Origin of the sequence: Streptomyces sp. NPDC001728 (assembly GCF_040297565.1) — a bacterium.
GTDB lineage: Bacteria > Actinomycetota > Actinomycetes > Streptomycetales > Streptomycetaceae > Streptomyces.
On sequence record NZ_JBEOZK010000025.1, the window covers coordinates 74,919 to 97,955 of the forward strand.

24 protein-coding genes are annotated in these 23,037 nt (G+C 72.4%); 13 read left to right on the forward strand and 11 right to left on the reverse strand.

Annotated elements, in window-relative coordinates:
• Positions 1-232: 232 nt before the first annotated feature.
• On the reverse strand, positions 233-1,564 hold the full coding sequence (locus tag ABT154_RS29480; protein WP_351860762.1) for a DUF1254 domain-containing protein: 1,332 nt from the start codon (positions 1,562-1,564) through the stop codon (positions 233-235).
• A 315-nt stretch (positions 1,565-1,879) separates the two neighbouring features.
• Between ABT154_RS29480 and ABT154_RS29485 the strand changes: the two genes are divergently transcribed.
• The 3 genes from ABT154_RS29485 to ABT154_RS29495 all read left to right on the forward strand — a co-directional run bounded on the left by ABT154_RS29485 (position 1,880) and on the right by ABT154_RS29495 (position 3,490).
• Positions 1,880-3,007 carry a hypothetical protein gene (locus ABT154_RS29485; RefSeq protein ID WP_351860764.1) on the forward strand — a complete coding sequence of 376 codons (1,128 nt, stop codon included), beginning with the start codon at positions 1,880-1,882 and terminating at the stop codon, positions 3,005-3,007.
• A 72-nt stretch (positions 3,008-3,079) separates the two neighbouring features.
• The gene (locus ABT154_RS29490) at positions 3,080-3,334 is read left to right on the forward strand and encodes a HypC/HybG/HupF family hydrogenase formation chaperone (RefSeq protein ID WP_351860766.1); all 255 of its coding nucleotides are present in this window, start codon (positions 3,080-3,082) and stop codon (positions 3,332-3,334) included.
• A gap of 33 nt (positions 3,335-3,367) precedes the next feature.
• Positions 3,368-3,490, forward strand: a complete 123-nt coding sequence (locus ABT154_RS29495; RefSeq protein ID WP_351860768.1) for a hypothetical protein — start codon at positions 3,368-3,370, stop codon at positions 3,488-3,490.
• A 199-nt stretch (positions 3,491-3,689) separates the two neighbouring features.
• Here ABT154_RS29495 and ABT154_RS29500 read toward each other — a convergent pair whose 3' ends face one another.
• Positions 3,690-4,562: an undecaprenyl-diphosphate phosphatase gene (locus ABT154_RS29500; RefSeq protein WP_351860770.1), complete on the reverse strand. Its 873-nt coding sequence runs from the start codon at positions 4,560-4,562 to the stop codon at positions 3,690-3,692.
• Positions 4,563-4,642: 80 nt separating this feature from the next.
• Positions 4,643-5,113, reverse strand: a complete 471-nt coding sequence (locus ABT154_RS29505; protein ID WP_351860772.1) for a winged helix-turn-helix transcriptional regulator — start codon at positions 5,111-5,113, stop codon at positions 4,643-4,645.
• Between the two features lie 105 nt (positions 5,114-5,218).
• Between ABT154_RS29505 and ABT154_RS29510 the strand changes: the two genes are divergently transcribed.
• Positions 5,219-6,388 carry a thiolase family protein gene (locus ABT154_RS29510; protein WP_351860774.1) on the forward strand — a complete coding sequence of 390 codons (1,170 nt, stop codon included), beginning with the start codon at positions 5,219-5,221 and terminating at the stop codon, positions 6,386-6,388.
• Positions 6,389-6,427: 39 nt separating this feature from the next.
• Here ABT154_RS29510 and ABT154_RS29515 read toward each other — a convergent pair whose 3' ends face one another.
• Positions 6,428-7,207 (reverse strand): TVP38/TMEM64 family protein, encoded by a 780-nt coding sequence (locus tag ABT154_RS29515; protein ID WP_351860776.1) that lies wholly within the window; start codon positions 7,205-7,207, stop codon positions 6,428-6,430.
• Positions 7,208-7,302: 95 nt separating this feature from the next.
• On the opposite strand from ABT154_RS29515, the gene ABT154_RS29520 reads away from it, so the two are divergent.
• The gene (locus tag ABT154_RS29520) at positions 7,303-8,058 is read left to right on the forward strand and encodes a DNA alkylation repair protein (RefSeq protein ID WP_351860778.1); all 756 of its coding nucleotides are present in this window, start codon (positions 7,303-7,305) and stop codon (positions 8,056-8,058) included.
• Positions 8,059-8,146: 88 nt separating this feature from the next.
• The gene (locus tag ABT154_RS29525) at positions 8,147-8,992 is read left to right on the forward strand and encodes a spermidine synthase (RefSeq protein ID WP_351860780.1); all 846 of its coding nucleotides are present in this window, start codon (positions 8,147-8,149) and stop codon (positions 8,990-8,992) included.
• Here ABT154_RS29525 and ABT154_RS29530 read toward each other — a convergent pair.
• Together ABT154_RS29530 and ABT154_RS29535 are read right to left on the reverse strand one after the other, a co-directional pair.
• The gene (locus tag ABT154_RS29530; protein ID WP_351860782.1) at positions 8,954-10,288 is read right to left on the reverse strand and encodes an MFS transporter; all 1,335 of its coding nucleotides are present in this window, start codon (positions 10,286-10,288) and stop codon (positions 8,954-8,956) included. The genes ABT154_RS29525 and ABT154_RS29530 overlap by 39 nt on opposite strands.
• Before the next feature lie 178 nt (positions 10,289-10,466).
• On the reverse strand, positions 10,467-11,603 hold the full coding sequence (locus tag ABT154_RS29535) for a DUF8017 domain-containing protein (protein WP_351860783.1): 1,137 nt from the start codon (positions 11,601-11,603) through the stop codon (positions 10,467-10,469).
• Between the two features lie 133 nt (positions 11,604-11,736).
• Here ABT154_RS29535 and ABT154_RS29540 point away from each other — a divergent pair, with 133 nt between their 5' ends.
• The gene (locus ABT154_RS29540) at positions 11,737-12,174 is read left to right on the forward strand and encodes a DUF4442 domain-containing protein (RefSeq protein WP_351860829.1); all 438 of its coding nucleotides are present in this window, start codon (positions 11,737-11,739) and stop codon (positions 12,172-12,174) included.
• A gap of 181 nt (positions 12,175-12,355) precedes the next feature.
• The gene (locus ABT154_RS29545; protein WP_351860785.1) at positions 12,356-13,012 is read left to right on the forward strand and encodes a DedA family protein; all 657 of its coding nucleotides are present in this window, start codon (positions 12,356-12,358) and stop codon (positions 13,010-13,012) included.
• Positions 13,013-13,105: 93 nt separating this feature from the next.
• Here ABT154_RS29545 and ABT154_RS29550 read toward each other — a convergent pair whose 3' ends face one another.
• The gene (locus tag ABT154_RS29550) at positions 13,106-13,633 is read right to left on the reverse strand and encodes a gamma carbonic anhydrase family protein (RefSeq protein ID WP_351860786.1); all 528 of its coding nucleotides are present in this window, start codon (positions 13,631-13,633) and stop codon (positions 13,106-13,108) included.
• A gap of 131 nt (positions 13,634-13,764) precedes the next feature.
• On the opposite strand from ABT154_RS29550, the gene ABT154_RS29555 reads away from it, so the two are divergent.
• Entirely contained in the window at positions 13,765-14,520 is a 756-nt protein-coding gene (locus tag ABT154_RS29555; protein ID WP_351860788.1) for an acyltransferase, read from the forward strand.
• A 39-nt stretch (positions 14,521-14,559) separates the two neighbouring features.
• Here the strand turns inward: ABT154_RS29555 and ABT154_RS29560 are convergent, their stop codons facing one another.
• Positions 14,560-15,423 carry an EamA family transporter gene (locus ABT154_RS29560; RefSeq protein ID WP_351860790.1) on the reverse strand — a complete coding sequence of 288 codons (864 nt, stop codon included), beginning with the start codon at positions 15,421-15,423 and terminating at the stop codon, positions 14,560-14,562.
• A 104-nt stretch (positions 15,424-15,527) separates the two neighbouring features.
• On the opposite strand from ABT154_RS29560, the gene ABT154_RS29565 reads away from it, so the two are divergent.
• Both ABT154_RS29565 and ABT154_RS29570 read left to right on the forward strand, forming a co-directional pair.
• Positions 15,528-16,100: a helix-turn-helix domain-containing protein gene (locus ABT154_RS29565; protein WP_351860792.1), complete on the forward strand. Its 573-nt coding sequence runs from the start codon at positions 15,528-15,530 to the stop codon at positions 16,098-16,100.
• Between the two features lie 43 nt (positions 16,101-16,143).
• Entirely contained in the window at positions 16,144-16,707 is a 564-nt protein-coding gene (locus ABT154_RS29570; RefSeq protein ID WP_351860794.1) for a YbaK/EbsC family protein, read from the forward strand.
• 47 nt (positions 16,708-16,754) lie between these two features.
• Here the strand turns inward: ABT154_RS29570 and ABT154_RS29575 are convergent, their stop codons facing one another.
• The 3 genes from ABT154_RS29575 to ABT154_RS29585 all read right to left on the reverse strand — a co-directional run bounded on the left by ABT154_RS29575 (position 16,755) and on the right by ABT154_RS29585 (position 20,411).
• On the reverse strand, positions 16,755-17,222 hold the full coding sequence (locus ABT154_RS29575; RefSeq protein ID WP_351860795.1) for a CoA-binding protein: 468 nt from the start codon (positions 17,220-17,222) through the stop codon (positions 16,755-16,757).
• Positions 17,223-17,301: 79 nt separating this feature from the next.
• The gene (locus ABT154_RS29580; protein ID WP_351860797.1) at positions 17,302-18,816 is read right to left on the reverse strand and encodes a carboxylesterase/lipase family protein; all 1,515 of its coding nucleotides are present in this window, start codon (positions 18,814-18,816) and stop codon (positions 17,302-17,304) included.
• A gap of 107 nt (positions 18,817-18,923) precedes the next feature.
• Positions 18,924-20,411, reverse strand: coding sequence for a long-chain-fatty-acid--CoA ligase (locus ABT154_RS29585; RefSeq protein ID WP_351860799.1), 1,488 nt, complete (start codon positions 20,409-20,411; stop codon positions 18,924-18,926).
• Positions 20,412-20,609: 198 nt separating this feature from the next.
• Between ABT154_RS29585 and ABT154_RS29590 the strand changes: the two genes are divergently transcribed.
• Both ABT154_RS29590 and ABT154_RS29595 read left to right on the forward strand, forming a co-directional pair.
• The gene (locus ABT154_RS29590) at positions 20,610-22,061 is read left to right on the forward strand and encodes a PucR family transcriptional regulator (protein ID WP_351860801.1); all 1,452 of its coding nucleotides are present in this window, start codon (positions 20,610-20,612) and stop codon (positions 22,059-22,061) included.
• A 263-nt stretch (positions 22,062-22,324) separates the two neighbouring features.
• Positions 22,325-22,951, forward strand: a complete 627-nt coding sequence (locus ABT154_RS29595; RefSeq protein ID WP_351860803.1) for a YigZ family protein — start codon at positions 22,325-22,327, stop codon at positions 22,949-22,951.
• The last annotated feature ends 86 nt before the right edge of the window (positions 22,952-23,037 follow it).

Here is a 23,037-nt window from a genome sequence, read left to right on the forward strand (position 1 = left end):
AGGAGCCGGTGCACCCGCCGCAGCGGTCAGTTGTTGATGACGTCGTCTGGGGTGAGCCATCCGCGTTCGGCCCCACGTGGCGGAAGAGAAAGTGGCTATACGGTGCCTGGCCTGAGAGAATGTACGGCTTTGCTACCTTCATGGCGGCTTCATCCGGACCCTTGATGGCCGCTGTTCACTGCCCCTACCGGCACGGTGTGGCACGGCCCGCCGTGCAGCGCCGGCGGACGTGCTACTTCGCTTTCCCGTCGGCGACCTTACGGGCTCTGCGCACCGGCGGGGGGTTCCAGGTGCCGTCGAGCGCCTGGGGCGAAGGCGCGTACAGGCGCATGGTGATCCCCAGGGATCCGAGCGGTGCGGGCAGCCAGTTGGCCTGGCGGTCCGGGCCCGGGTCGTGGTGGGAGATGTGGATGTCGAGAGAGCCGTCGGGGTTGTAGGTGAGGGGGTCGCGGTCGCCGAGGGCGAAGCGGTTCAGCTCGTTGGCGGCCTGGAAGCCCTCGGCGTCATACATGGTGACCGACCAGAACGCCCCGGCGGGCGGGAGTTCGTCGGCGTCGAAGTGGAGGACGTATTCGTTCTCGCCGGTCACGGGCGAGCCCTCGGCGTCGGTGGCCAGGACGGGGTAGACGGCGTCTTCGGGAGGGTTGGCGCCGAGGCCGCCGGCGGCGACCACGGCGCGCTTGAAGTAGCTGTTGCCGTACACGCCCATGGTGTCGGTGGACGTCCGCCAGCCGTTGGCCGCCGTACCGAAGGCCGACATGGAGCCGAGGATCGCCTCACGGGCCGCGCTCGCGCCGGCCTCGATCTGCGCGAGGGCGTCCGCGTCGAAGCGGCTCGCGTCGAAGTCACGGCCCGGGACGATGCCCAGGTGCGCGATGCGCGCGAGGACGGAGAAGTCGGCGGCGTGGGGCGGGTTGACCGTCAGCGCCTGCGCGGCGTGGGTGAAGAACCGCGTCGCGCTGAGGCCGTTGACGAGGGTGAGCGCGTCGGTCTCCAGGTCCACACCGGCGTCGGGCACGTGTCCGGCCGGGTTCAGGGCGGCCAGTGTGTATCCGTTCTGGACCTTGTGGACGGCGTCGTAGTCGGCGGGGCCGTTGGTCTGGGTACGCCCGATGAGCCACACGTACGGAGTCGGTGCGTGCAGGAGCGTCGCTCCCGCCGGTGCCTCGCCGCGGTGGCCGGGGCCGACGAGGAGGTAGTCCTGGTCGCCGGTGCCGGTGGTGCGCTGGCCGATGGTGGCGAACACGTCGGTCCACATGTCCATGAGCGGCAGCATGAAGTACCGGCCGACGGTGTCGGAGACGTGCAGGGCCACCGGGCCGGCGGTCAGATCGAGCCAGGCGTTGGAGTACAGGGTGTCGAAGTTGGGCCGGACGACGGCGCGGAAGTCCGCCGGAGGGAACTCACGTAGGTGGTGGAACCGGTTCGGCGGGCCGTAGCCGGGCTTGACGCCTTCGGGCAGGGCAGTGGACTGGCGGCGCGTGACGTCCATCATGACCAGCGGATACAGGTATACGTACGCCTCACGGCTCAGGGTTCGCAGATCCGCCGACAGCATGTCCATGTGTATTCTCGCCTTCGCCCCGGGCAGCGGGTTCCGCCCCACGCCTCGCAACCTGCCGGTCGCAAGGCGGCCCCACAACACGGGCGGGCCGGACGGGTGAGCCCGGGAGGGCGTCAGTCCCGGAAGTCCCGGGCCAGATCGGCGAAGTCCTCCGCGCGTTCGATCTGCGGCATGTGGCCGGTGGCCGTGAAGAGGCGGGTACGGGGCCTTGGGGAAGGGGTGAAGACTGCAGCCTCAGTACACCGGGAACCGATCAGGGCGTTGAGCGGTGCTGCCTGCCGTTGAGGTGCGCCTGCCGGTGCTTAACTCAAGCGCATGATCGCCCGCAGCATCACCTGTGGCATTGCCGTCTCTCTGGCGTTGAGCGCCCTTCTGAGCGGCTCCGCACGCGCGGAGGACAAGCTGTCTGTGACGGGGCCGGACAAGACGGTCGAGGTGGAGCTCGACAGGGACGACAAGACCGGTCTGATGACCGGGAGTGCGCGTCTTGTCTTCAGTACCTCTACCGACCTCGCAGCGCGCCTGATGGCTATGGCTCCGCTCGACACTGCGCACGACGACTCGGACACCGAGTGCACTCAACAGGGCGCCGCAACAGCCACGCTGCAAGGCGCTCCAGCATCGCTGCAGGTGTCGTCCCCCGCCGTGGTGATCGTGAACTTCGCCGTGAACCGAAAGTGCGCTGACAGGCAGGGAACGCTGATTGTGTCGGCAGCGGCTACAGGAGCGGCTGTTGCGCCGGCCATCATCCGGTTCTCGCTGGTTCGCGGAGTGGAAGAAGATCCCGAGTACGAGAACGCCCTCGGCGGAGCGGCGGTGCTCGCGTTGGTCGTCCTGGTCCTGATGATCGTCCCTGGAAGATGGCTGTGGGCCGAGGTCAAGCCAGGGTGGCACTCAAGGATCCTCCCCATCGACGTCCCCTGGGCCGCGAAAGACAGCTGGGTCACCAACATCACTGCGCTCGGTGCGCTCCTGGGGACCTTTCTCGCTGCGACCGGCGTCATTCAGGAGTGGCTGCCCGGAATCTCTCTGTCTCGTTTCCTGACCATGAACCTCCTCTTCGGCGGCCTCATCCTGATCGCACCGGTCGTCTACTCCGCCTCGTGTACCTACCCCCTGGAGGCCGACTCCGGGGACCCCAGGAGACTCAAGCCGACGGGTCACGGCTGGGGCATCGTCGCCTCCGCGTTCGTCACCGTCTTCGGGGTGTTCGGCCAGCTGTCGATGATTCTCGCCATGAGCATCGCCTCAACCGCCGAGCTGTCCGCAAAGTGGCTCGTGAGCGTGGCCTTGGTCCTTTCCGCGGCGGCCGTCGGTCTCTACGCCGTGCTCTTCGTCAGAGGCACCCTTGCAGCGTCGGCCCCGCGTACCGGCGGTGTCCCCACCGAGCAAGGGCCGGCGGCACCGGCCCCTCAATTGCCTCCGAGGTCGGCCGCGCTCTGACACAGCTTCGGGCCAGGCCGCGGTGGCGGCCGCCCGGCTCGCGCAGGGACGCGAGGGAAAGGAGGTCGCGGCGTGTGTCCTGGCATCCCAGGACGGGTGATCGACATCCGAGACGAGGCAGATGTGCGCATGGCGACGGTCGACTTCGGCGGCGTGCGCCGGGACGCGTGCCCGGAGTACACCCCGGAAGCGGGCGTCGGGGACTACGTGATCATCCACGTCGGCTTCGCCATCACCCAGGTCAACGAGGCCGAGGCGCAGCGCATCCTCGCGGTGCTGCGCGCGATGGGCGGCGTGGAGGACGAGTTGGGGGAGCCCCTGCCATGACGGCCGACGCCGCAGTCATCGACACCGGAAGGAATGGAAGAGCTCAGCGATGTCCTCGTGGCCGCCGCGCTGGCGCTGCCCAGCGGCAGCCCGGACCCGCAGAAGGCCCTCCCCGACCGCGTCCAGGCCCTCCTGGACCGCCTTGACCTCAGCTGACCCGCTCCACCCTCTGCGCGGAAGGGCCCGCACGGCCGTGCGGGCCCTTCCGGCGTCATCCCTTGCTGTGCGGACGCGCGCGTTCTAGTGGGGTGTATCCCGCCTCCCCGGTGGGAGATGAGTGGGAGATGATCATGGCGCGTGGTGCTGCGGTCAGGCGCGAGGAATTGCTCGAAAGCGCTACCTGCGCGGCCCTGGTTCAGCCGCCGGATTCGCCCGCGTGCGGGCTGAGCACATCAGCTCCCACCAGCACGAACAGCAGGATGCCGAGGGCGATCCGGTAGATCACGAACGGCATGAAGGACTTCGTGGTGATGAACTTCATGAACCAGGCGATCACCGCGTAGCCGACGCCGAAGGCGATCAGCGTGGCGAAGATCGTCGGGCCCCAGGAGACGTGGCCCTCGCCCGCGTCCTTCAGTTCGAAGACGCCCGAGGCCAGGACCGCCGGGATCGCGAGGAGGAAGGAGTACCGCGCGGCGGCCTCACGGGTGTAGCCCATGAGCAGACCGCCGGAGATCGTCGCGCCCGAGCGGGAGACACCCGGGACCAGGGCCATCGCCTGGCAGAAGCCGAAGATCAGGCCGTCCTTGACGCCGAGGTCCTTGAGCGTCTTGCGCTCGCGGACCACCCGGTGGCGGCCGCCGATCTCGTCGCGGGCGGCCAGCCGGTCCGCGACGCCGAGGACGATGCCCATGACGATGAGCGTGGTGGCGATGAGCCGCAGGTCGCGGAAGGGGCCCTCGATCTGGTCCTTGAAGGTGACGCCCAGGACACCGATCGGGATCGAGCCGACGATCACCAGCCAGCCCATCTGGGCGTCGTGGTCGGAGCGCATCGATTTGTCGGTGAGGGACCGGAACCAGGCCGTGACGATCCGGGCGATGTCCTTGCGGAAGTAGATCAGTACCGCGGCCTCCGTCCCGATCTGGGTGATCGCGGTGAACGCCGCACCCGGGTCTTCCCAGCCGGCGAACGCCGCAGTGAGACGGAGGTGCGCGCTGGAGGAGATGGGAAGGAACTCCGTCAGCCCCTGGACGAGTCCGAGGATGAACGATTCGAACCAACTCATGGGGCTAGGGCCGTCCCGTTTGTACGTGTGCGGTCAGAAGGTCGTGCGCACTGTACCTTCCCCAGATGACGGGCCCGTGCTCAGGCCTCCTGAGGGGTCTTCGGTCCCGTGGTCGTCCAGCCGGGCGCCCGGACGTGGGCGCGGAGGGACTCGGTGTCGGCTTCGCCGCCGCAGTGGGCGCACACGACCCGGGGGCTGAGGACCTCGCCGCACCGGTGTTCCAGGACGACCGGGCGGTGGTCCGCGTTCAGGTGGCGGTCGCCCCAGGCCATCAGGGTCACCAGGACCGGCTGGAGTTCCTCGCCGGCGGGCGTGGCCCGGTACTCGAAGCGCTGCGGGCGTTCGCTGTACGGCACCTTCTCCAGGACGCCCGCCTCGACGAGCCGCTTGAGGCGGGCGGTGAGGATGTCACGGGGGGCACCGGTGTTACGCGCGATCCGGTCGAAGCGGCGCACACCGAGGGAGACCTCTCGCAGCACCAGCAGTGAGTACTTCTCGCCGACGAGCGCGAGAGCGTCTGCGATCGAGCAGGGGCGGGGGGAGGCCTTCATGGGTCCCAGAGTAGGGCAGCATCGGCCTAGTCGGTTTGAAAATCCAACTCACTGCGTTACGTTACTGACGAGTGTTGGTCCAGTTCTCCAACTCAGGAGCCAGTCATGCGCGACGCCGTCATCGTCGAAGCCGTCCGGACCCCCATAGGGAAGGGCAAGGCGGGCGGAGCCCTCTCCCACGTCCATCCCGTCGCCCTCCTCTCCCACACCCTGTGTGCCCTGATCGAGCGCAGCGGCATCGACCCCGCCCTCGTCGACGACGTCATCGGCGGCACCGTCGACCAGGTCGGCGAGCAGGCCATGAACACCACCCGCTACGCCTGGCTCGGCGCGGGGTTCCCCGAGTCGGTGCCCGCCACCACCGTCGACCGGCAGTGCGGTTCCTCCCAGCAGGCCGTCCACTTCGCCGCCCAGGGCGTCGTCTCCGGGGCGTACGACATCGCCGTCGCCTGCGGAGTCGAGTCCATGAGCCGGGTTCCCATGTGGTCCAACGTGCCGCCCGGCGCCGATCCCTTCGGCCCCGGCGTCGCCGAGCGCTACCCCGAGGGCCTCGTCCCGCAGGGCGTCAGCGCCGAACTCATCTCCGCCAAGTGGTCGATCGACCGCGAGGCCATGGACGTGTTCGCCACCGCGTCGCACACCAAGGCGGCCCGCGCCTGGGCCGCCGGACTCTTCGACGCCGAGGTCGCCTCGTACGGGACCGTCCGCCGTGACGAGTCCGTACGCCCCGCCACCACCCCCGAGATCCTCGCCGGGCTCCGGCCGTCCTTCGAGGATCCCGGCTTCGCCGAGCGCTTCCCGCAGATCGACTGGTCCGTCACCGCCGGCAACAGCAGCCCGATCAACGACGGCGCCTCCGCCGTGCTCGTCATGACCGCCGACACCGCCCGCAGCCTCGGGCTGCGTCCCCTCGCCCGGCTGCACAGCTTCGCCGTCACCGGCTCCGACCCGCTGCTCATGCTCACCGGTGTCATCCCCGCCACCGAGAAGGTCCTGCGCCGGTCCGGCCTCTCCCTCTCCGACATCGACCTCTTCGAGATCAACGAGGCCTTCGCGAGCGTCGTCCTCGCCTGGCAGCAGGAGACCGGCGCCGACCCCGCCAAGGTCAACGTCCACGGCGGTGCCATCGCTCTCGGTCACCCGCTCGGTGCCAGCGGCACCCGCCTCACCACCACCCTGGTGCACGCCCTGCGGGCCCGGGGCGCCCGCTACGGGCTCCAGGCGATGTGCGAGGCGGGAGGTCTGGCCAACGCGATGATCGTCGAGGCGCTCTGACCAGCATGCCTCAGTGAGGGCAGCCCCCACCGGGGCGCCTCAGTGAGGCCCGCCCACCGGCTCCGGTGCCGACCCCAGACCCGCTCCCACACCCGGCACCGGAGTCGATGCCGAGGCCGGTGCCCGCAGAGCGTGCCGCTTGCGCCAGGCCACCACCGCCGCGCCGAGGCCGGACAGGACGATGAACCCCGCCGAGAAGAGGAAGGCGGGCGACCCCGGCGACCCCGCCTGGGCGCCCGCCACCACGTACGCCGCCGTGTTCGGCACGGAACCCAGTCCCGTCGCCACGAGGAACGGTACGTATCCCATACGGGAGACCGCCGCGCAGTAGTTGGCCGCCGCGAACGGCACCCCCGGGAACAGCCGGATCGCCAGCATCGAACGGAACCCGTGCCGGCTCAGCTGCCCGTCCGCCGCTGCCAGCCAGCGCCCCCGCAGCAGTGGCCGCAACGCGTCCTGCCCCAGGAACCGCCCGAGGGTGAACGAGATGCCGGCGCCCAGCACCGTCCCCGCGAGCGCCGCCGTGAGACCGACGGCCGAACCGAAGAGGGCGCCCGCCGCCAGATTGAGCACCGGGCGCGGCACGAACGCCGCCGTGCACGCGCCGTACGCGAGACCGAATAGCAGGACGGCACCCGCACCGTTCGTGTGCGGCGGCCAGCCCGAGGCGAGCAGCCGCTGAGGCTCGTAGAGCAGGACGAGGGCCGCCGCCGAGAGCAGCAGCAGCGCGAGCAGCGAGAGGCGCGAGCGCGGCGAGAGCAGGACCCGGGAGCAGCGGACGGCGAAGGAGCCCGGCGGCCGGGGCACGGGAGCGAGCATTCGGGGAGAGTAACGGACGCGTCCATATGATCGCCGTAATGTGCGTCATGTCCGTCCGGGCCGGCCCCGGAGCGCTCCAGGCCCCGGGAGGCAACATGACCGACACCGCCGAGACCGACCGCGCGGTGGCCGCCGACGCCCTCGATGCCACCGATGGCGGTGGCATCCCGCCCAGCGAGCTCGCCGACACCGTCCTGGAGCGGCTCACCACCGTCTACCCTGCCGCGGGGAACCCCTTCCGGGCGCAGGAGATGGTCGCGTACATGAAGGGAGTCGCCCCCTTCCTCGGGCTGCGCACCCCCGAGCGCCGGGCCCTGTCCCGTACCGTCCTCGACGGCACCCCCCGCCCCGACGAGCGCGACTGCGCCGCGGTCGCCCTGCGCTGCTTCGCCCTGCCCGAGCGCGAGTACCACTACTTCGCCGTCGACTACCTGCGCCGCCATGTGAAGCGCTGCTCCTCCGGGTTCCTGCCCGTCACCCGCCGTCTCGTCACCACCACCTCCTGGTGGGACACGGTCGACCACCTGGCCGCCCATGTCGTCGGCGGTCTCGTCGCCGCCGATCCCGCCCTCGGGGCGCGTATGGACGAGTGGATCGAGGACGAGGACCTGTGGGTGGCCCGTACCGCGCTCCTCCATCAGCTCCGCTTCAAAGAGGACACCGACGCCGACCGGCTCTTCGCCCACTGCCTGCGGCGCGCCGCCGACACCGACTTCTTCCTCCGCAAGGCCGTCGGCTGGAGCCTGCGCGAATACGGCAAGACCGCCCCCGGCGAGGTACGCGCCTTCGTCGCCGCCCACACCGACCGCCTCTCCCCGCTCTCCGTCCGCGAGGCACTCAAGCACCTCTGACCCGATCTCTACGGGGTGGAACGGCTGAACCACGCGCGCGCGTGGGCAGGCGTGTCCGCCGTCAAACCCCTCCCGGCACAATGAGAGCGTGAACGAGCAGATTCCCGTCCTTCGCGAGGTCGATCACGGCACCGCGCGCCTCATGCCCGATGTCGACCGGGAGCGGGCCTGGCTGCTGACCGTCGACGGTGCGCCGCAGTCGTACGTCGATCTCGACGATCCCGCGTACCTGGAGTTCGAGTACGCGCGCCGGCTCGCGCACGTCGTCGACGGCGTCGCGGACGACGGTGAGCCGCTCGACGTCCTGCACCTGGGCGGCGGGGCGCTCTCCCTGCCGCGCTACGTCGCCGTCACCCGGCCCGGCTCGCGCCAGGACGTCGTCGAAGCCGACCGGGGGCTGCTCGACCTGGTCGCGGAGCACCTGCCGCTGCCCGAGGGGTCCGGCATCGCCGTGCACGGCGCGGATGCCCGGAGCTGGCTGGAGGCCGCGCCGACGGCCTCCGCCGACCTCGTCATCGGCGATGTCTTCGGCGGCTCGCGCGTGCCCGCCCATCTGACCTCCGTCGAGTACGCGCGCGAGGTGCGGCGCGTCCTGCGGTCCGACGGCGTCTACGCCGCCAACCTCGCCGACGGGGCGCCCTTCGCCTTCCTCCGCTCCCAGCTCGCCACCTTCGCCGCCGTCTTCCCCGAGCTGGCGCTCGTCGCCGAACCGGCCGTGTTGCGCGGCCGACGCTTCGGGAACGCCGTCCTCGTCGCCTCCGGCCGCGAGATCGACACCGCCCACCTGGCGCGGCGGGCCGCCTCGGACGCCTTCCCCGCGCGCGTGGAGCACGGCGAGACGCTCGACCGGTTCACCGGGGCCGCGGAACCGGTCCTCGACGCCGGGGCCGTACCCTCACCCGTTCCGCCCGAGGGCGCCTTCGGGATCGGCTGACGCGGACGGGTCCGTCGGCGCCCGGACAGCGCCGCCGATCTCCTTCGTGTGCGGACGGCGGGTCAGATTCCGTACGTCGGGCACCAGCAGCACCAGCGCCGTGACGACAGTCATCAGGACCGCGGCGCCCCACAGCGCCTCGCTCCGGCCGAAGGCGCTCTCCGCGGGGCCGGCCACCGCGGTCGTCAGCGGCAGCAGTGCCGTGGAGCCGAACCAGTCGTACGCGGAGACCCGGGACAGCTTCTCCTCCGGGATCTCCTGGTGCATCGTCGTCATCCACGACACGCCGAACACCTCGATCGCGACGCCGCTGACGAACATCGCGGCCGTGAGCCCCGCCGCGTCGAGCGGTACGGCGAGCGCCGCCGAGGGCAGGGCGATCGGGAAGACGCACAGCGTCCCGACGAACAGCATCCGGCGCGGTTTCCAGCGGGTCATCAGGACGGCGCCCGCGACCGTCCCCGCGCCGTACGCGGCGAGCGCGATGCCCCAGGGGCGCGACCCGCCCAGCTGGTCCCGGGCCACCAGCGGCCCGAACACCGACTCGACCGCCCCGATCAGCCCCACGACCACGGAGAACTGGGCGACGATCGACCACAGCCACGGCCGTCCGATGAACTCCTGCCAGCCCTCCCGCAGATCGGCGAAGAGCCCGCCGCCCGGAGCACGCTCCGGGGTGCCGCTCACATCGAGGAAGGCGCGCAGCCCGCCCGCGACCGCGAACCCGATCGCGTCGATCACGAGGACCCAGCCCGGCCCGACGAAGGCGACGAGCGCACCGCCGAGCGCGGCGCCGCCGATGGCCGCGCCGTGCATCGCCATCCGGTAGACGGCGAAGGCCCGGCTCGCCTGCTCCCCGGTGACGCTGGACATCAGCATGGCCTCGGCCGCCGGGTTGAAGAAGGCCTGCCCGGTGCCGCACAGGCCGGTGAGCAGCATCATCTGCCAGATCTGGGCCTCGCCGGTGAGTACGAGGGCCGCGAAGGCCGCCTGGGAGACGCAGTTGAGGGCGTTGGCGGCGACCATCACACGGTGCCGGGGGACCCGGTCGGCGACGGCGCCGCCGATGAGCAGGAAGAGGACGAGCGGCAGGAACCGGGCCATCGCCACGAGGCCGACGTCGCCCGCGTCGCCCCCGGACTCGAAGACCGCCCAGGTCGTGGCGATCAGCGCGCCGTGCGTGCCGAGGTTGGTCACGATCGTGGCGGCGGTGAGGAGGACGTAGTTCCGGCCGGCCCACTCGGGCCGGCGGGTGCGGAGCGGGCTGCGGCGGGGGGTGGCGGCGGGTCTGGTCACCCGGGGACTATCCCTGTCGACGGCGTGCGAAGCCAACCGGATATCGGGACGGGCCGTCCTCGGACGGGTCATTTGCTCTCGGCACGGCGGCCCGGGCGCGGCGGCCCGGGCACGGCGGCCGAGCATGGCGGCCGGGGGCCCGGCGCGCCGGTGTACCGCGCGCCGGGAACCCTCCGCCTCAGGAGCCCGAGGAGAGCCGGACCGTGGAGAGGATCTGCATGATCGTCGCGTCCGGCAGCTCGTCCGCGACGCCGTCGGCCGCGTAGAGCACGAAGGTCGAGAAGTCACCCTTGGCGTTCTTGAAGGTGAAGGCGATGGACTTGCCGTCCGTCTCGCACTTGTTGCGCTTCTTGACGTTCGGCGCCTTGGCCGTCGCCATGCTGCCGGTGAGACCCGACTTCGTCTTGTACGGCACGGCCTTGGTGATCTTGATGGTGCTCTGCGGCATGTGCTGCGCGTAGCCGCCCCACACCCAGGTGCCGGCCTCGCTGAACGCGGCGTCCGAGGTGTTCTTGGCGCCCTGGCCGCCCTTGGTGCCTGCGGTGCTGAGGCCCCAGGTCTCGTTGGTGCCGTTCTTGTCGGTGTCGAAGGTGCACCACTCGCTCTTGAGGCGGGTGGGGCTCGACATCGTGACGAGCGGGCTGCCGTCGTTCTTCTTCTCGTCCTCGAAGAAGGTGATCGACCCGGGCTTGAGCACCTCCCAGTCCGGCGGTACGTCGAAGAGAGTGCCGTACTTCGGGTTGTAGACGACCTTCCAGCCCGGGATCGTCGGCTGCTGGGCGGCGCCGTCGCGCGGGTTGGCGATGGTCGGCGAGGTGCTCGGATCCGCCGACCCGTCGGCCGACGGGTCGGCGGATGGGTCCGTCGAGGCCGTCACGGACGGCTTCTTGTCATCGGCGTTGGGCTTCTTGTCGTCGTCGTTGCCGAGCACCAGGAACCCGGTGACACCGGCGGCGACGACCACGGCGGTCGCGGCGACGATCGCGATCAGGGTGGTCTGCTTCTTCTTCCCGCCGTCGGGGCCCCCGGGCTGACCCGGTCCCGGCACCGCGTACTGCGCCGCCACGGTCGGCTGCTGGTACGGGTTCGGCTGCCCGTAACCCGGCTGCTGGCCGTACCCCTGCTGCGGGTAGCCCGGTCCCGCGGGCGGCGGCTGCTGCGGGTAGCCGGGCTGCGTAGGCGGCTGCGGGTACCCGGGCTGCGTCGGCGGCTGCTGGTACGGGTTCGGCTGCTGGTACCCCGACTGCTGGTAGGGGTTCTGATTCTGGTCCTGCGGGTTCTGCTCGCCCCCGGGCGGCTGCTGTCCTGGCCACATGGCCAGTAACCATAGAGGTGCGGGGGCTGCTCGACCACGCCCGCCCCCGGAGCACGCACGCGTGAAGGTGCCCGCGGGGGATGGCCAAGGCTGCTACTCGTGGGTAACATCGAGGTTCATGAGCGCAGACCAGATGACCGTCGGCGAGATGCTCGCCGCCACGGTCCCCATGGCAGGAACCCTCAACCTGGAGTTCCTGGAGACCACCGCCGAGCGGGCCGTCGTGCGCCTGCCGGACCAGTCCGCCTACCACAACCACGTCGGCGGCCCGCACGCCGGAGCGATGTTCACCCTGGCCGAGTCCGCCAGCGGCGCCATCGTCCTCGCCGCCTTCGGCGACCAGCTGAGCCGCGCCGTACCGCTCGCCGTCAAGGCGGAGATCGGCTACAAGAAGCTCGCCATGGGCGTCGTCACGGCCACCGCCACCCTCGGCCGCCCGGCCGCCGAGGTCGTCGCCGAACTCGACGCCGGGCAGCGGCCGGAGTTCCCCGTGCGGATCGACATCACCCGTGAGGACGGCGCCGTCACCGGCGAGATGACCGTGGTCTGGACCCTCCGCCCGAACGCCTGACCAGGACGCCACGCACCGCCCCCGCACCCTCCACCGGGTGCGGGGGCGGCCGTGTTCCGGGGCCACCGCCTCCGCGGGGTCGAGGTCCGTCCGTCCCGACCCGGTAGGCTTCCCCAGCGCGCCCGCCCCGGCGCGCGCCGGGCGAACGAGCAGCTGAGCTGCCGGTACGGGAGGAACCGCGTTGCACGTCCAGGAGTGGCTGGAGACGATCCCCGCGGTCGCCGTCTACGTCCTGGTGGGGGTGGTGATCGGGCTGGAGAGCCTGGGCATCCCGCTGCCGGGCGAGATCGTGCTCGTGAGCTCGGCGCTGCTCGCGTCGCAGCACGGTGACATCAACCCGTACGTGCTCGGTGCCTGCGCCACCGCCGGCGCGATCGTCGGCGACTCGATCGGCTACGCGATCGGCCGCAAGGGCGGGCGGCCACTGCTCGCCTGGCTGGGGAAGAGGTTCCCCAAGCACTTCAGCGAGGCCAACATCGGGCTCGCCGAGAACTCCTTCCAGAAGTGGGGCATGTGGGCGGTCTTCTTCGGCCGCTTCATCGCCCTGCTGCGCATCTTCGCGGGGCCGCTCGCGGGCGTGCTCCACATGCCGTACTGGAAGTTCCTCATCGCCAACGTGCTGGGCGGCATCCTGTGGGCCGGTGGCACGACCGCCGTCATCTACTCGGTGGGCGTCGTCGCGGAGGCCTGGCTCAAGCGCTTCTCCTGGCTCGGCCTGGTCCTCGCCGTACTGATCGGCCTGGCCTCGATGCTGATCGTCAAGAACCGCGCGAAGAAGGCGGCGGCGGCCCGTTCGCAGACGGCGGAGTCGGCGGAACCGGTCCCGGTCGCGGACTGAGCGCGCGCCCCGGAAGGTACGAGCGAGTGGAGGAGGGCGGCACCCGTCTACGGGTGCCGCCCTCCTCCGCGTCGCCGGAGGCCGTACGGCCTCTCAGCCCTCGAAGGCCTCGGCGTGGCCCTTCGCGAGCAGCAGGTACATCTCGGCGTTCAGCTGGATGCCCGCCTTCTCCTCCCCGGTCAGCGGGCGGCGCACCTTCGCGGGGACGCCCGCGACCAGCGAACCGGGCGGGACCTCCATGCCCTGCGGGACGAGAGCCTGGGCGGCGATCAGCGAGCCGGCGCCGATCCGCGCGCCGTTGAGGACGGTCGCGCCCATGCCCACGAGGACGTCGTCCCCGATGACACAGCCGTGCACGGTCGCGTTGTGGCCGACGGTCACCCGCGCCCCGATCGAGACGGGGAAACCGGGGTCGACGTGCACCGTGCAGTTGTCCTGGATGTTGGAGTCCTCGCCGATGGCGATGGGTCCGCAGTCCGCGCGCAGCACGGCGTGGTACCAGACGCTGGCGCGGGCACCGAGGGTCACCTCGCCGAGCACCACGGAGGTGGGGGCGGTGAAGGCGGTCGGATCGATCTGCGGCTCCTTGCCGCCCACACCCTTGATCAACGCCTCTGTCATGGTTCGCTCCTGCTCGTCAGCGGTGGTGTCGCGCCCGGGGGTGCCCCCGGGCGCACCCTATGCCGTGCTCATGACCGACATCACAGCGCACCGCACTGAACAGGCACGACGGCGCCGACTACGGTGTCGGGGTGCCCAGGAACAGAAACACGTTCTCATCCCTGTCCGCCTGGCGGCGCCGGGTCCTCGCCCGCGCCGTGCGGAGCGGCTGGCGCTGGGTGCAGGAGAAGGGTTCCGTCACCGCCGAGCATCCCGGCGAGCTGCGGTTCCGCCGACTGGGCGCGGGGACCCGACTCGCGTTCCCGCAGGGCACCGTCTTCGGCGAGCGGTGGATCGAGATCGGCGAGTGCTGCATCGTCGCCGAGCAGGTCACGCTGACGGCGGGCATGCTGCCGGGCCTCGACCTCGGGACGGACACCGTTCTGACGCTCGGTGACGGCGTCGTCCTCGGCAGGGGCAGCCATGTCATCGCCGACGCGAAGGTGACCATCGGCTCGGACACGTACTGCGGGCCGTACGTCTACATCACCTCGACCAACCACAGTTACGACGACCCCGACGAACCGGTCGGCCGCCAGTGGCCCCGTTCGGAGCCCGTCTCGATCGGCCCCGGCTGCTGGCTCGGCACCGGAGCGGTGATCCTTCCCGGCGCCCGGCTCGGCCGGAACGTGGTCGTCGCGGCGGGCGCGGTCGTACGGGGCGAGGTGCCGGACCACTCGGTCGTGGCGGGAGCCCCGGCCAAGGTCGTCCGCAGCTGGGACCGGGACAAGGGCTGGCAGCCCCCGCTGCGCACCCCGGCCCCGACCCCGATCCCGGACCATGTGACCCCGCAGCAGCTCGCGGCGCTCGCCTCGCTCGCCGCCCCGGAGGCCGAAGGCGCCCGCTGACGGAGGCGGGTGGGGGCCGGTGCGATTCCCGTACGGGCCTCAGCCGGTGGCCAGCAGGACCGTGCCGACGAGGGCGAGGCCCGCGCCCGCCGCCTGGATCGCGCGGAGGCGTTCCTTGAGGACGCCGAAGGCCGCGAGGGCCGTCACCACCGGGTAGAGGCTGGCGAGAACGGCCGCGACGGTGACCGGCCCGTGCTGGGCCGCGATGGCGTACGTGCCGTTGGCGGCGACGTCCGCGAGGCCGACGAAGGCGAGGGCCGGGAGCGCCGCGCGGATGACCCGGGGGCCGTCCTCCGGGACCGCCCGGCCGCCGCGCCGCACCGAGGCGTACAGGGCGCCGCCGCCCACCAGGACGTTGGTGACCCGCTGGACGAACAGGGCGAGGAACAGGCCGGTGACGGTCGTGGAGGCCTCGGCGATCAGGGCCATGACCGAGCCGAAGCCGAAGGCCGCGACCAGGGTGAGCAGGACCGCCTGGCGCTGTACGGGCGCGCCGCGCAGCTCGGGGCCGCCGGCGAGGACCACGCCGAGAATCGCCACCGCGATCCCGGCGAACTGCGCGAGCCCCGGCCGGTCACCGACGAGCAGCCCCACCGAGACGGGGACGACCACGCCGAGTGAGCCGAGCGGGGAGACCACTCCCATGGGGCCGAGCGCGAGCGCCTTGTAGAAGGCGAGCATGGCCGCCGGGCCCACGACGCCCGCCGCGACCGCGTACCAGAGCTGGGGGCCGGCCTCGGTCCAGGCGCCGGTCGTGAGGATGACGGCGCCGAGGACGAGGACGGCGAGGGCCTGGGAGGCCACGACGACGGTGAGTGCGGGGATGCGGCGGGTCAGCAGACCGCCGCCGAAGTCGGCGAGGCCCCACAGCAGGCTGGTGGCCAGGGCGAACAGGGCGGTCATGAGGCCTCGCGGTGACGGACGGCAGTACAGTGCAGTGAACCATGGGGTACACCTCACCGTAGTTCACTGTATTGAACTCTGTCATCCAAAATATTGGACGGAATGTGTCGGACCTCGACCAGCTCACGCAGTCGCTCGCCCGGAACCTGAAGCGCTGGCGCAAGGAGCGGGGACTCACCCTGGACGCCCTCGCCGCGAGGTCGGGCGTCAGCCGCGGCATGATCATCCAGATCGAACAGGCCCGCACGAACCCCAGCGTCGGCACCACCGTGAAGCTGGCCGACGCCCTCGGCGTCTCCATCACGACCCTCCTCGACTACGAGCAGGGCCCCCAGGTCCGGCTCGTCCCGCCGGACCAGGCCGTCCGCATGTGGTCCACCTCCACCGGCAGCCACACCACCCTGCTCGTCGGCACCGAGGCCCGCGGCCCCCTGGAGCTGTGGTCCTGGAGGCTCATGCCGGGCGACGGCAGCGCCTCCGACCCGCATCCCGACGGCACGGTCGAACTCCTGAGCGTGACCGCCGGCGTCCTCACCCTCGTCGTGGACGGCGAGGAACACACCCTGCCCGCGGGCACGTCCGCCGTCTTCGAGGCCAACACGACGCACGCCTACCGCAACGACGGAGCCGACCCCGCCGAGATGACGATGGCCGTCTCCATCCCGCCCGTACGCTGAGACGACCACCCGGGCGCGGGGCGGCGTTGCTAGCGTGACGCGCATGCGCGCACCCATCGGAGCCTTCGACGACGCCCGGCCCGCCCCCGACCGCCTCGACCTGCTGACCGGGCCCGTCGCCGCCGCCGTCCGCCTCTGGACCGGCCCCGTACCGGCCGATCAGCTGCTGTACGTGGACACCGACCCGGCCATCGCCGACACCGCCGCGTTCGTCGAGCACCACGGCTCCGAACTGCTGGACGCGTCCGCGAACTGCGTGGTCGTCGCGGGCAGGCGCGGCGAGACCACCACCCTGGCGGCGTGCGTCGTGAAGTCGGCGACGCGGGTCGACGTCAACGGGGTCGTACGCAAGCGTCTCGGCGCGCGCAAGGCCTCGTTCGCCCCGATGGACATCGCGACCGGCGAGACCGGCATGGAGTACGGCGGCATCACGCCGATCGGGCTCCCGGACTCCTGGCCGCTCCTCGTGGACGCCGCCGTCGTCGACACCGACTGGGTCCTGATCGGCAGCGGGCGCCGCCGCGGCAAGCTCATCCTCCCGGGTAAGGCCTTCGCCCAACTGCCGGGCGCGGTCGTCCTGGAGGGCCTGGGCGTCCCGGTCGGCTGAACACCGCCGACCGGGACGCGGGAGCTGCCACGGCGGCCCGCACCGGCTCAGCCCAGGCGCGGGATCTCGATGGCGGGGCAGCGGTCCATGACCATGTCCAGGCCCGCCGCGCGGGTGCGCTCGAAGGCGGCCTCGTCGATGACGTCCAGCTGGAACCAGACAGCCTTGGCCCCGATCGCGACCGCCTCGTCGGCGACCGCCCCCGCCTGCTCGGCGTTCACGAACACGTCGACGACGTCCACCGGGAACGGGATGTCGGCGAGGGTCGCGTAACCCCGCTCGCCGTGGACCGTCTCCGCCTTCGGGTGGACCGGCACGATCCGCTTCCCGAAGCGCTGGAGGACGGCCGCCACGCCGTACGCCGCGCGCGCGGTGTTCGACGAGAGGCCCACCACCGCCCAGATGTCGCCCGTGGACGTCAGGATCCGCCGTACCGCCTCCGCAGCGGAGTAGCCGGCCGGATCGTCGCTCCCCGTGTTCCCGCCGGTCCCCGTGGTCGTGATGTCGACGCTCATCGCTGGTGCTGCCTTTCCTCGGCGCGGCTCGTCCACTCCGGTCAACGAGCCGCCCCCCGCCCTGATTCCCACCCCGGCCTCATACCTCCCAGGCGAGCCTTTCGGCCTCCCGCGGGCCCTCCACCAGGGACGGAAGACCCGGACCGAAGGTCATCACCGGCCGCGCCGCGTCCCACCCGCGCCAGCCCGGGTCGCCGGTCGAGGCGAACGCCACCCAGGCCGCGTGCATCGCCGACGCCAGCTCCCCGGGCGCGTCCGGGCCCGTCAGGGCGCGCGTCTCCGGCAGGCCGAGCGTGGCGAAGACGAAGCCGAGTTCGAGCGCGTGACAGGCGCCGAGGTCCAGGACGGGGGAGCGCCAGCCGAACTCGTACAGATACGTTCCGCCGGGAGCGCCGGTACGGAGCCGGGCGTCCGCGAGCCGGTTCAGCGGGATGCGCAGCAGCTTGTCCGTGGCCAGTGCGCCGAGCACCTCGCCCGGCTTCTCCCGCGGACGCCCCGCGCGGTACACCCGGGCCGTGCCCGACGGCACCTTCGCCTTCCACAGCAGCAGCCGCTGGACCCAGGGGCCCACCCGGTCCGTGACCCCGCTCGGCACGAACCACAGCCGGTACTCCTCGGTGGTCGTGCCCATCAGCAGGTCCACGTCCGCGGAGGCCCCGTCCGCGAGCGCCCGCGCCGGGTCGCGGGGGACGACCTCTCCGTCGACGGCGATCTGGAAGGACTTCCCGCCGGACAGCGGCGACCCCTTGCCGGTCACCTCCGTCTGCGCGGCCAGCAGCCTGTCCCGGTCCACGCGCGCGATGGCCTCCGCCGTGGCCGGCACCTTGAGCCGCGCGGCCACCGCCTCGGTGGTCCGGCGGGCCTCGGCGAGCGGCAGGGCCATCGGCGCCCCGCTCTGCACGACCGCCCGCCGGAAGAGGCCCTCGGCGAGCGGCGAGGCCAGCAGCGCGGCGATCGAGATCGCGCCCGCCGACTCGCCGAACACCGTCACCCGCTCCGGGTCCCCGCCGAAGGCCCCGATGTTGTCCCGGACCCAGCCGAGCGCGGCGATCTGGTCGCGGAGACCGAGATTGGCCGGGGCGTCCGGGAGCACCCCGAAACCCTCCATGCCGAGCCGGTAGTTGACGGAGACGAGCACCACCCCGTCCCGGGCGAAGGCGGTGCCGTCGTAGACGGGGACCGCGGAGGAACCGTGGACGAGGGAACCGCCGTGGATCCAGACCATGACGGGCCGGCGGGCGGGACTCACGAGGTCACCCCGGCCACCGTCGTCGCGCGGCTCCGCGCCCCCGGCCGTAGGCCACGGCGCCCAGACGTTCAGGTTGAGGCAGGCCTCGCCCGCGACCTCCGGGTCCGGCAGGAGGGCGTCGAGCGGCGGGGCGTACGGGCGCTTCGGCGCCGTCGGGCCGAAGGCGGTGGCCTCCCGGATCCCGTCCCACGGCTCGGCCGGCTCCGGCGCCCGGAACCGCAGCGGGCCCACGGGCGCCCGCGCATACGGCACACCGAGGAAGGCGGCCACCCCGTCTTTCAGGGAGCCCCGCAGGGCCCCGTCCCGCGTCCGGACCTCAGGACCGAGCCCACCGCTCTCCGACATCGCCGCAACCCCTTCTCCCCGACCGCCCCGCCGGTCGCTCCCCACCGACCGGATTCTCCCGGCCGGGGTCTTCCCGGGCCACGCGCGCGCCTGGCCCGACTCCGTGACTACGCGTTCCCCACCAGCGCGCGCTTGAGGACCTTGCCCGTCGGGCCCAGCGGCAGTTCCTCGACGAAGCGCACGATCCGGGGGTACTTGTGGCGCCCGAGGCGCTCCCGCGACCAGTCCACGAGCTCCTCCTCGGACAGCGGGGCCGCGCCCTCCCTGCGTACCACCACCGCGCACACCTCCTCGCCCTTCGCCTCGTCGGGGACGCCGATCACCGCGACCTCCGAGACCGAAGGGTGGCGTACGAGCACCTCCTCGACCTCGCGCGGGTAGATGTTGAAGCCGCTCCGGATGACCAGGTCCTTCTTGCGGTCGACGATCCGCAGGAAGCCGTCCTCGTCACGTACGCCCAGGTCACCCGTACGGAACCAGCCGTCCACGACCGCCGCCGCCGTCGCCTCCGGGTCGTTCAGGTACCCGGCGAAGACGTTGTGCCCGCGCACCACGACCTCCCCGACCTCCCCGTCCGCGAGCGGCACGATCTCCCGGTCGACGGCCGCGTCCGCGATGCCCACCTCGACGCCCCACACCGGGTGCCCGACGGTGCCAGGGCGCCGGCCCAGATGCGGCTGGTTGAAGGTGGCGACCGGCGAGGTCTCCGTCAGTCCGTACCCCTCGAGGACCTGCGCGCGGAAGGTCTCCTCGAAGCGCTCGAGGACGGCGACCGGCAGCGCCGCACCGCCCGAGACGGCGGCGCGCAGGGCCTCGGGACGCAGCTCGGAACCGGCTGCCGCCTCCACCAGCGCGTGGTACATCGTCGGCACGCCCATGAAGACCGTCACGCCCTCGTCGGCCAGCACGCGCAGCGCGGCCGGGCCGCTGAACCGGGGCATGAGCACCAGAGTCGCGCCCTGGCGGAGCGTCCCGTTCATCGCGCAGGTCTGGCCGTAGCTGTGGAAGAGCGGCAGACAGCCGAGGACCACGTCCCCGGCGCCGAGACCGAGGAGGTCCTGCGAGGTCACGGCCGCGTTCATGACGATGTTGAGATGGGTGAGCAGCGCCCCCTTCGGACGGCCCGTGGTGCCGCTCGTGTAGAGGATCACCGCCGGGTCCGCGGGCTCCGCGGGCTCCGGCGCGGCCAGCGGCTCCGCCGCCGACGGCGCGCCCTGGAACGCGCGCACCCCGGCGGCCCGCGCCGCCTCGTCGGCCACCGCCCACAGCGGGCCGCCGCTCACGATCCCCACCGCGCCGCTGTGCTCGAGGACGTACCGCACCTCCTCCGCGACGAGCAGCGCGTGCACCGGCACCACGGTCGCGCCGGCGGCGAGCGCCCCGTAGTACACGCGGAGGAACTCCGCCGTGTTCGGCAGCAGCACCGCCAGCCGGTCGCCCGGCCGCACCCCCGCCTCGCGCAGCCCGGCCGCACACCGCAGCGCCTCCGTCCACAGCTCCCCGTAGGTGAGCCGGGTCGCCCCCTCGACGACCGCGATCCGGTCGGGGAAGTGGCGGGCGGACTCGCCCAGCACGCCGGCGACGCTCAGTGACATGGCACGCTCCAGAAGGCCGGAGTCGACAACTCTGTTGACGACGGGGTGTCGAACGGCTGACACGGCACAGAATCCGTCGTGACACCGCCCGGAAGCCATGTGCAGCTGCCCACCATGTGGCCCGCCGAGCTGGGCAGCGGCCCCACCGTCGCGTCCGACCCGTGGCATTCGCCAAATCCCGGAGTTACGGTGCGAGCCATGACGCACAGCTCGGCCGCACCGGGAGAGTCCGCGGCGACCCGCCCGGACGACGGCCCCATGGAGCGGGCTACGGCGCGCTCCGGTGGAACCCCCACGCCCACGACACGCGCGGGCGCGCGCTCCGGCGGAAGCCACACCCCCCTCGGCGGTGCCGGTGGCTCCGGCGCCCTCCGGCGCACCCTCGCCACCGCGATCCTCGCCGACATCGACCGGCTCACGGACCGCGCCGTCGCCGACATCCACGCCCACTCCGGTACGTACGCCTCCGGGGCCCCCGTCACCCGCGACGACCTCTGGGCGATCTGCCGCGACAACCTGCTGCGCGCCCTGGAGGACTTCGGCGGCCTCGAAGCGACCGGCGGCGACTTCGAGTGGGCGGCCCGCGAGACCGGCCGCCGCCGTGCCGAGCAGGGCGTACCCCTCGACACCGTCCTCCAGGCCTACCGGCGCGGTGGCCGGATCCTCTGGCAGGTCATGGCCGAGCACCTGCGCGTCCGCGCGGAGCGCGGGTCCGACAGCCGGGACATCGAGCTGGACATGGCCGGCGGCGTCTGGGAGACCATCGACCGCTACTCCGTCGCGATGGCCGACGCCTACCGGCTCGCCCAACTGGAACTCCAGAGCCGCCAGGACACCCGGCGCGTCGCCCTCTTCGAAGCGCTGCTCGACGGCCGCGCCGACGACCCGGCCGTCGCCTCGGCCGCCGCCGCCGCGCTCGGCGTCCCCGCGTCCGACCGGTACGTCGTCGTGGTCGCCGCCCAGGACCCGGCCGCACCGCCCCACCCCGCGCCCGTCCTGGAGACACAGGGCATGTGGTCCTTCTGGCGCCCGCGCTCCGGCCGGTACGCCGGCATCGTGCGGCTGCCCCGCCGCGACGCGCCCGCCGGCCGGTCGTCGGCGGTCGGACCCGGCGGGGTTTGCGACCCGGCGGACCCGGCCACGCGCGCGTTGCTCGCCGCGCTGCGCGAGCGGACCGGGGCCACCGCCGGGGTCTCCCCGGAGTTCGAGCGCCTCTCCCAGGCCGGGCGCGCCCTGCGGCTGGCCGAACAGACCCTCCGTACCCTCCCGGCCGGCAGCGGCGAGGTCGCGGTTTTTGACGACCGGCTCGCCCAGGTGCTGCTGAGCGCTCGCACCGACATCGCCGAACGGATCGTCACCGTCCACCTCGGTCCGGTGCTCGCGACCGGCGGCGAGCGGGCCGCGCTCCTCACCACGCTCCGGGTCTGGCTCGAACACGGCTGTTCGGCCTCCCGCGCCGCCGAGCAGCTGTACTGCCACCGCAACACCGTGCTCAACCGCATCGGCCGCGTCGCCGAGCTCACCGGCCGCTCCAGCGAGTCCGGCGAGGCCCGCCTAGGCTGGGCGCTGGCGCTGCGCGCCCTGCCGTACGCGGGGCTCGGGACCCCACCCGAACCGGCGGCCGGGGAGAACGAGGCCGACGGAACGTAGGCCTGGGGCGCCCGCCCGGGATCACCGGGGCCGGTGGAGAGCGGGTCAGTCGCGTCCGCCGGGTCCGGCCCGAGGCAGGCCTGCCGAGACCACCGGGGCTCTTCGGGTCCGGTCCGAAGCAGGCTTGCTGAGACCACCGGGGCTCTTCGGGTCCGGTCCGAAGCAGGCTTGCCGAGACCACCGGGGCTCTTCGGGTCCGGTCCGAGGCAGGCCTGCCGAGACCACCGGAGATCACCGGCTCCCGCGGAACGTAGGCTGGTCGGATGCAGGAGCAGTACCGGACACCGGCCCGTGAGGGCGTGCACGAGACCGAGATCAACCGCTCGCGCTTCCTCTGCGCGCTCGCGCCCGTCGCCGACGAGCGGGAGGCGCAGGAGTTCGTCGCGCGCGTCCGCAAGGAGCACCCGACCGCCACCCACAACTGCTTCGCGTACGTCCTCGGTGCCGACGCCTCCGTCCAGAAGGCGAGCGACGACGGGGAGCCCGGAGGCACGGCGGGCGTCCCCATGCTCCAGATGCTCCTGCGCCGCGAGATGCGGTACGTCGTGGCCGTCGTCACCCGGTACTACGGCGGTGTGAAACTCGGCGCGGGCGGCCTCATCCGCGCCTACGGCGGTGTCGTCGGCGAGGCGATCGACGCGCTCGGCACGGTGACCCGGCAGCGCTTCCGGCTCGCCACCGTCACCGTCGACCACCAGCGCGCGGGCAAGCTGGAGAACGACCTCCGGGCGACGGGGCGGGCCGTCCGTGACGTGCGGTACGCCGAGGAGGTCACGATCGAGATCGGCCTCCCGGACGCCGACATCCCCGCCTTCCGAGCCTGGCTCGCGGACGCCACCGCGGGAGCGGCGTCGCTCGAACTCGGCGGCGAGGCATACGGGGACGCGTGACGGTCACGAAGCGCCGATCGCCGGACGCAGGACGCCGCAGCCCCGTCGCCCCCCGGCGGCGTGACCCTCGACACCGTCCGGCGCCG